Below are 8,319 nucleotides of genomic sequence, written 5' to 3'. Positions count from 1 at the left end.
GGAGCGCTCGTTCGCCGACGGGAAGGAGCTCCACGGTCTCCGCTTCACGTTCTACCGGGGGAAAGAGGCGGTGGACCGCGCCAACCTGGTGGCAGCGACCGCACAAAATATGAAGAAACTGGCCAACTTGTTGGCCGAAAACGACCGTCTACATAGCATTTATTCAATTTTATGTCGGGCAGAGCGCCTCGAGCGCGTTGAACACAAAAAAAGACGAACCCATTCGCCAAAAGCGAATGGGTTCGTCAACAGCCTGAGGTCGACATGATGTCGACCTGCGTTTTATAGTTCCTCAATAACTTTCATCCTAACAAACTAGTCACATAATCGGCAGTCGAGCTCAACATATCTCGGAATTCGCCCAAACGATACTCGTACACACGGTCTTGCTCATCGACGACGATGAGAATTCCTTCGATACCGATATTTTGCAAGACGATGTAGTGGTCAAGTTTCCCTTCAGCCATCTCACGCTCCTTCAATGTCGTTTCGACGACGTTTAAGTAGCCCTCCACGCCAAGCCCGAAAATTTCATCCGAATCAATCTCTACTGAGCCGAACTCACGAAGAATCGCCCGGTATGTTTCAGGGAATTTCATCCCTAGTTCTGTCTCCGCCTGAATAACCTCCTGCTCACCAACACCAGTGAACGTTTCGGCGTCGCTCTCACGAATGGTATCTAAAAAGTTCATTCTGTACCCCCTCTTTCTGAAAGAATGATTTCAGCTCTCGCTTTCCAATGTTCTTCACGCTCTTTTTTAAATTCGTATCGATTGATTTCAGACTCGCCGACCTTGTCATGAAGAATTGACGAGTTGCCGGGACCTCGATGTTCCTGCTGAGTCAATTCGGCCAACGGCGCGTCATGCTTTTGGCCGATATGGTGAAGGTCGATGGACTGACCATCGACAAGCGGCGGTTTTCCGTCCTGCATTCGCTCAAGGTTCGTTCGGCCACGACCATCGACCTCATCTGGATTGATGTCCGTACGCGTAAGGCACTCTCTCTCGTTTACTTCTTGCGGTTCCAAGTTCGCTTTTTCATAAATTTCTCGTTCTCCATCTGATACGTTTTCTAAACTTTGATCAAGCGAACGATACGACTTCTCCCCGTCCTTGAAATCATTCGTCTGGAGCGGTTGATCAAGACTTTCTAACTTGGATGTTCCCAGTTCTTTTGGAACCACCTTTTCTAGGGCCTTCTCCATGACTTGTTCAATGACCTTGAATGATTCGATCATCGGATTTCCCCTCCTCGTACCGCTTCAACCCATGCCTCGTACAACTCGAGTTGCCGCGCATCGTTTGTCGCCTGATGGCGTAATAGACTATGGATGACTGCTTGGGTATGCTCTTGATCGAGACTGCTTGTCTGCTGGCGGATTGCCTCTTGTAACTCGCGATGCACCTTTTCGGGATTTAACAGTTTATTTTGAAGAGATTCTGTCAATTTCGCAGAATCAAATAGACGAGTAATAAGTGCAGCGAGCTGCGGGAATTGTTCGACCGTTGACAACAATGCTTTCGCGTCTGGTCGTTCAATCAAAGCAGCCAAGGCGCTCTTCGTCGAAGTCGCCAATGACATCGCCGCGAGCGCGTATCGTAACGTTTCTTCATCGTGTGCTTTGCCGACTCGGACACGGTCGCTCAACAAGTGCTCAATCCATACGGTTCGCGCATTCCGTAAATCGACGGGTCGAGCCGAAGAACCGGCGAACTCATACGGACGTTCAACCCCTTCAAATCGATTGACGTGACACAGTACGGGACTGAGCCACTCGTTTTGGTAGATGGCAGCGACGCCTTTCGGAAGACGAGTCACTTCATTCAACTGCTCTTCTGTCAGTCCGGCGGCCTTCCCGACGAGTTGACGATCCGATTCATCCGGCAAACGCAAAATGATTTTCGTGTTCGTGTTACGGATTGCCGACAAATCCAACATGTTCGGTGATTGATCGACGATAATGAACCCTTCTCCGTATGTCCGCATCTCGGCAATTGCATTTGACAACATCTCGACAGACTTGCCGGCTAAGTTCGAACCTTCGGCCGACTGTTCCATAGATGTCCGTTTCAAAAGATGATGGGCTTCTTCCAACACAGTCACGTGACGAAGCGGTGAGTTGAGCGTCGCCGCATGCGTCATCCGATGTTCATTCAAACGCATCACCAAGATACCCATAATAAACGATTTCGTTTCGGCCGAGCCGACACGACTCAAATCGACAATAACGTTTGTATCGAATAACAGTTCATTGTCCAATTCACCGTCGCAGAAGATTTGACCGTTAATCCCGTTTGTCAGTGATTTGACTCGCGTCAAAAGAGACCCGACATAGTTCCCTTTTGTCTCTTGATCATAGGCGGTTTGCTCAATAACCGTCGTCAAGCTCTCCTGCAAGTCCAAGAACGTCGGATAGGCGGTTTCTTGTGCTGACACGGATGTCATCAGGTCCCATCCGCACGCCTCATACGTGTGGAGCATCGCTTCTTTAAGGAGCGCCGGCATGGCAGCATACATCGGCCAACAGACATTAAAGATGTCGACGAGACGATCGATATGTTCAAGCACATGGACATCTTCAGGGAAACGGAACGGGTTGATCCGCAATAAGTTACTCTTACGCGGGTTCGTACCGAAGACATGGACGTTTGACGCGTGGCCAAAGACATGCTTGTATTCCCCTTTCGCCGGTTCGATGACCATAAAACGAATGCCTTGCATCTCAATCTGGCTGAGCAGTTCATAAATCGTGTTCGATTTACCCGAACCGGTCGAGCCCGTGATGAGCGTATGCATGTTCAAACTTTCAAGGTTCAGCTTCACACGGTTCGGCCGGGACTGGCCGTAATGATAGATTGCCCCCAAGTTGATAAAGCGGTTAGATTCAGGCTCCCGTGTCACAACTTCTGGTGCAAAATCGACATGTTCCATGACCGGGAAACCACTGACCGAGCGACGCGGCAATCCCATATGAATTGCCAATTCACGCCCACTTACGAGTGACGTCGGATAGATTGGGAGCTGTACTTCTTCTTTCACGTAACGGAAAACAGGATGCATGAATTGGCGGACATAGTCTTGGATATGACACGTCTGACTATCGCGTTCCGACCAACTGTTGAGTGCCGCAATTTCAAGACCCGTCTTCTCCCCTTGCATGAGGGCCTTATACGTGGCCGCCGCAACATCGGACGCATACGTGTTCTCGGACATGAAATAGGCCGAGCATTCCCACATCCCGAGATTTTCACATTCCTCAAGTCGTTCGAGCTGGCGGTCAATCCGTTGGAGGTAGTTTTGAAGCGTCTTGTTATGATGCGTCAATTGAATTGTTTCTGAATTTCCTCGTGTGATTCCTTTCGCATCAGAACTGCTTTCGTTCGTCGTGTCACTAGTTGAGTTGGAAGAACCGGATGTCCGGGATGTGCTTTGGTTTTGAGTTGTGCTTGAGCCGGTTGTAGTTGATTTTGTGGCATGAGTCGCTGCACCGACTGCCGCGCCAATCGCTCCTCCGACTAACATTCCTGCCGCAGTACCCACGACTGGCACAACGCTGCCAATTACGCCACCAGCAACTGTTAATGCAGTGCCTGCACCTTTACCAGCAAGGGAGCCAAGTGTGTTTCGGGAAATGGCGACCGATTGGTTCGTAGACTCACTACTGCCCTCGGTCTCCGTGTTCGATTCATTCGTCGTGTATGTTCTCGCTTGAGAAGTTCCTTGCGTGAACGTCTGCGTCTGATTTAAGGAGTCATTGATTCCATATGAAAGTTGTGTACTGGCAAACGGAGCAAGGCTCGAGTAAATGTTTTCATACTCTTTGCGCATGGCGAGCAATTGCGCTCGCGACGTCGGGTTGGCCAAGATGACTCCTGTGAACGCCTCGCCTTGCATCGTCAATGCCAACTTCTCTAATCCTTGAATGAACGATGCGTTCGACTGATGGGCCTCGGCCTTATAATCAGCCACACCTGTCACAATGGAGACCGAACGATGATTGTTCTCGACTAAGAGCGACTCAATTCGATCCCGATTCAAGTTCTCCGTTTGAATACCCGGGAAATGTCCGTTCATCGCGTTACGTAACGTATCAAACGTCGTTTTCGTGCTGTTCGATTCATCGAGAGAACGAATCCCCATATAAAAATCTACCGTCGTCCCGTCACTATCGATCAATACGAAGACAGAACAATCATGTACGGAGACTGCACTGAAGACACCCGCCAACTTGTAAGTCGCGTCCTCATCTTTTGCGTACACGATCTCATTGATTTTGAACATCCGCACATTTTTCGCGATGTTGCGGTCGACTTGTTGCGGATCGAGCGGAATGACATCCATTTCCTCGAGCTTAGTAATATATTGTTTCAACACGACATCGTCGACCATTTCTAATGCAAACCCCATCTGGTCCTCAAACGAGCGCACTTTCAGTTGGAGCGAAGACGGTTCTAACACTTGAACTTCACGCATAATCGGATCATCCCTTACTTAGATTTTTTGACGAGGTAATACGTGACGCCTCCGACGACGATAGACGCGACCACGGCAGTCGTCGCAAGCGTGACAATCGATAGATCCATGAGGACACCGACTAAAACCGAAGCAACCGCCACCCCTAGCGTTGTGATCAACGAAACGACGTTCACAGAAAGCGTCGTCCGTTTCGTCTCGTTCGTCGTCGCGGCAGTTGGGTTCAACTGCTCATGGCGTTCTTTGGCATAGACGTGCTCATGCACTTCTTTAATGTGAGCGATGCGTTCAGCCGAAAAGTTGTCCATTAAATCATCCCGGACTTCACTCGCATATGTTTTCGTCCAGACTGAAGCGGTCGGGAACTCTGTCCCGTCATGCGGTTCAATCAAGTTTGGAAACTGGTTCAGCGCATACGTCAACATTTCTTGGAATGATTGGAATGTCAAATCGTTAGATAAGCTGTTTCTCAACATGATTTTGACTCGGTCTAAGTCTTTTTGATTGACGGCTTGTTTAAATGGTTGTGTAATCAACGGACGGTTCCTCCTCAAATTTGATTGCTTCTAGCTCGATGATGGCCTTGATTTTCGTTTCCATCTCGTTTAGCCAGATCAGGTTTTGATATGACTCTTCAAGTAACGATTCGATGTTTTTCGCATTCTCGGTGAACCGGTTCAACTCTTGAAGTTTTTTTACGAGCAAGCGGTCGACTTCCTCAAACTTCTTGCCATAGTTCGCTTTAATCTGCTCAGCAATCTGACCCGCCTCGTCACAAATCAAATCGATCGATTTGCGTGTGCTGATTTCTACGTCTGTAATAAATAAATCGACTAGTGATTGCCCGTCGATATACTGTTTCTCTTCGTAGACATCACGCACTAACGTCCGTGGCTCAAAAAATTTAAAGAACCCGATAATCCCTTCTCGCTCAGGGTTTTTATACGTCTCTTCCCCGACTTTTACAGTTTCTTTGATGACGACTTGTTGAATCGAATGTTTGTTGAACTCGAGATTGCCTTGGACGAGCTCGTACGGTTCAAATTCCATCCCTTCCATTGCCATCCCGTCCATCAAGCGTACGATTTTTTCGCGGTATCCTTTCAATAAATCAAACGCAGCCCGGTTCAAATATTTCTCGATAATCAGCTCTAAATTGGCGTGCAAGTTCGTGAAACTAGTTTGCGCCGTCGCTAACAACTCTTCCGCAAACGCCTCGGCTTCTTCCATCTCAAACTTTGTCGTCTGTTTCCCGGCAAGCACATCCGCGATTTGCTGATTTTGTTCACGGAGAATTTTTTTGCCTTCTGCTCGAATCTGCAGCACCGGATTGATCGCTTCAATCTTTTTCTTGAACGCTTTCGATTCGTTCCCGTGCTGGATTTTCTCTGTCAACGTAGTGATTTGTGATTGGATGGCGGTGTGCTGATCTGTCTGCTTCGCAATCGATTCCTTCATCTTTTCGAATGCGAGCGAGCTCTCGAGTTTCTGTTGGAACGTGTCGACGACGTTTTTCACTTTGGCCGTCCGTGCATACTTGTCAACGTATAGTTTGATTGTCTCTTCGATTGCTGGGATCCCACTATGGACGAGTGCGCTGTCTTTATTGTAGATGTCGCCGTTTTCGACTTCTTTGAGTCGTTGGTTCATCTTATTGCGAATGCTCGGCGTCAATGTCGCGTAGCGTTCTAAATGAAGCTGTTCGTTATGGTTCAGTTTTCTTGTCATGACGGAGATTTCGAACTCTAAGTCTTCATCGACCTCATCTGCCCGGTTCATAAGTTGGCGGATATCAAGTGCCGGCAGCGCTGCGGCCGGGAAGATATTCGGGTCGTGGATGCCTCGGTTCGCCAAATACTTGCGTACTTTACTTAAAGAGACTTCGACATCGTCCTCACCTTTTCTGAACTGGTCGAGTTTGTTGACGACGAACAAATACCGGTCCTTCGACTGTTTCCCGCCGACTTTCATGCTCTCCGCAACCATGTCGAGCAGCCTCGAGTCATCATCGACCCCGAGCTGCGTCGCGTTCAAAATGTACAGTACGAGCGTCTTCGACGATTCTGATAAGTTCTTGTACGTCATCTTCAAGTGATTTTCGTCACGCGAGTTGTTCGGTCCCGGTGTGTCAATCAAAACGAGTGAAGTTTCTTTCGCATCGGTGAACGGAATGTCGCCGTGCAGTTCAATCATCGAGATACTCTCGTCATTGTTGAGACGTGTCATCTCCTCTAGGCTCACATCTTTAATCGAATCGAGCGGCTCACCAAACGTCGGATGAGGAATAGCGGTAAACGTTGGTTGATCGATATCTTTGATTCGCGAAATCGTCGCAGTACACGCTTCTTGACTCGATGGCATGATTTTCTGTTGAAGCAGAGCGTTAATCAGCGTCGATTTTCCGGCGCTCATCGTTGCGACGACCGTGATTTCAAACTCGTCATTGAGCGCTTGTTCAAATGTCGATTTCAGGTCCTCAGTTTTCAACTCTTCAATTGGACCTCGCACGATTTCATGGAAAAGTTCTTCAATCCGTTGTTCCATATGGTCCAGTTCCCGCACCGGGATATGTGTCAGGTGAATCCGAATATCTTTTTGTCTCGCCTTCGCGACTACTTCTTCGACGTCCTCGAAGTCCATGCTCGTCCCCATGAACTCGAGTTCGAATTCATTTTCATTGCACTCTTCATACAAATAAATCGGTAACTGATCGACCCATTCTTGAAGTCGCTTGTTGCCGACGTTGAGTACACTATTCTCGCGAACGGCCTCCCCTTCGATTAAAATAATCGTTTCTAATTTAAATGGATTGTATTCCAGGTATACTTTACTCATATGTAACGTCCTTTCGTTCAATTAATTGTTCTAATTCATATAGTCCGCACTGATTTAACAAGTTGAAAGAACCAGCCGTTCGGTTTGTCGATAAATCAAACTCCGGTCGTGTGAACTTCCGTTCGTACAGCCGGAGTTCGTCTAGTTCGTCTTCCGATAAATCGTGCTCTTGGAGCTTACACTTCATCAAGTACCCAGCATGAGCAGAGATTGGTTGAATAATCGGGTATGTAAACCCCAACTCTTTAAGTTGTTGCTCCATCGTCACCAAACTGGTTGCAATCGAGTCTTGTCCGTTTCTAAACTGATCAACCTTGTTGATAACGAAAATCACTTTATCATGCGGCACATGATTTTGGACGAAGCGTAAATGTGCTAAATCGTCACGCGTTCCAAGATGACTTCCGTTTAATACATACAGCAAGACATCGTATTGTCCGTGCCGAATATATGCTTCCGTGACTTCCTGATGATCTTTATCCGAAGTCGAGTTCACTCCAGGCGTATCGATTAGTTCCCAGCTATGACGACTAACGAGCCGAAACATCGGTGTGAACAGTTGTAAGGATAAGTTTTCTGCATGATGAAGCGTTTCCGCGACGTTTTGTTTGAATTTTATTTTGAATTGATGGTGCTTCGCATATAGTCCGTCCGCACCAGAGTCTTCCGTAATGACCCACGGCTTTGACGTACACGATTCATTTCGTGTCATCATCACGCGCTGACCAATCAAAGCGTTAACGAGTGTCGATTTACCTGCACTCATGGTGGCAGTAACTAGAATCCTTTTTTTCTCTTTTATTAAATTCATAATCCCCTCCAAACGGCTTTGTTGACCCATTTATTGTAACATCAAAAGTTTTAATTATCCTTATTTTAGAAAAATGAGCTTCCTATTCCATGATTTAATTATATCTGGATGTGTATGACAAGGTATGCTCTTTTTCTGACAAGGTTGAAAAGGAAAGAATAAAAATGTAGAAAGCATCTTTTGAAATGGAATTTAAT

General features: G+C 47.3%; 6 protein-coding genes and 1 pseudogene. 1 reads left to right on the top strand and 6 read right to left on the bottom strand.

The genetic code is table 11. The annotated features are described in order from the left end of the window. Positions 1 to 130 (top strand): annotated as a pseudogene (locus tag EVJ33_RS15680) (transposase); the annotation flags it as partial. Between the two features lie 172 nt (positions 131 to 302). Here the strand turns inward: EVJ33_RS15680 and EVJ33_RS14780 are convergent. Genes EVJ33_RS14780 through EVJ33_RS14755 form a run of 6 tightly spaced genes read right to left on the bottom strand, consistent with a single transcriptional unit; the run spans position 303 to position 8,122 of the window. Continuing rightward, positions 303 to 692, bottom strand: coding sequence for an SMI1/KNR4 family protein (locus tag EVJ33_RS14780; protein WP_131438289.1), 390 nt, complete (start codon positions 690 to 692; stop codon positions 303 to 305). Further along, on the bottom strand, positions 689 to 1,240 hold the full coding sequence (locus tag EVJ33_RS14775; RefSeq protein ID WP_131438287.1) for an HNH/ENDO VII family nuclease: 552 nt from the start codon (positions 1,238 to 1,240) through the stop codon (positions 689 to 691). The genes EVJ33_RS14780 and EVJ33_RS14775 overlap by 4 nt, the downstream gene beginning before the upstream one ends. Further along, positions 1,237 to 4,476, bottom strand: coding sequence for an ATP-binding protein (locus tag EVJ33_RS14770; protein WP_131438285.1), 3,240 nt, complete (start codon positions 4,474 to 4,476; stop codon positions 1,237 to 1,239). Before EVJ33_RS14770 ends, EVJ33_RS14775 begins: the two co-directional genes overlap by 4 nt. 14 nt (positions 4,477 to 4,490) lie before the next feature. Then, positions 4,491 to 5,012: a hypothetical protein gene (locus EVJ33_RS14765; RefSeq protein WP_131438283.1), complete on the bottom strand. Its 522-nt coding sequence runs from the start codon at positions 5,010 to 5,012 to the stop codon at positions 4,491 to 4,493. Continuing rightward, the gene (locus EVJ33_RS14760) at positions 4,993 to 7,311 is read right to left on the bottom strand and encodes a dynamin family protein (RefSeq protein WP_131438281.1); all 2,319 of its coding nucleotides are present in this window, start codon (positions 7,309 to 7,311) and stop codon (positions 4,993 to 4,995) included. Before EVJ33_RS14760 ends, EVJ33_RS14765 begins: the two co-directional genes overlap by 20 nt. Next, the gene (locus EVJ33_RS14755; protein WP_161566940.1) at positions 7,304 to 8,122 is read right to left on the bottom strand and encodes a dynamin family protein; all 819 of its coding nucleotides are present in this window, start codon (positions 8,120 to 8,122) and stop codon (positions 7,304 to 7,306) included. The genes EVJ33_RS14760 and EVJ33_RS14755 overlap by 8 nt, the downstream gene beginning before the upstream one ends. Positions 8,123 to 8,319 lie beyond the last annotated feature (197 nt).

The organism is Exiguobacterium sp. SL-10 (assembly GCF_004337025.1).
Lineage (GTDB): Bacteria > Bacillota > Bacilli > Exiguobacteriales > Exiguobacteriaceae > Exiguobacterium.
This window is presented reverse-complemented; position numbering and strand designations above follow the sequence as displayed.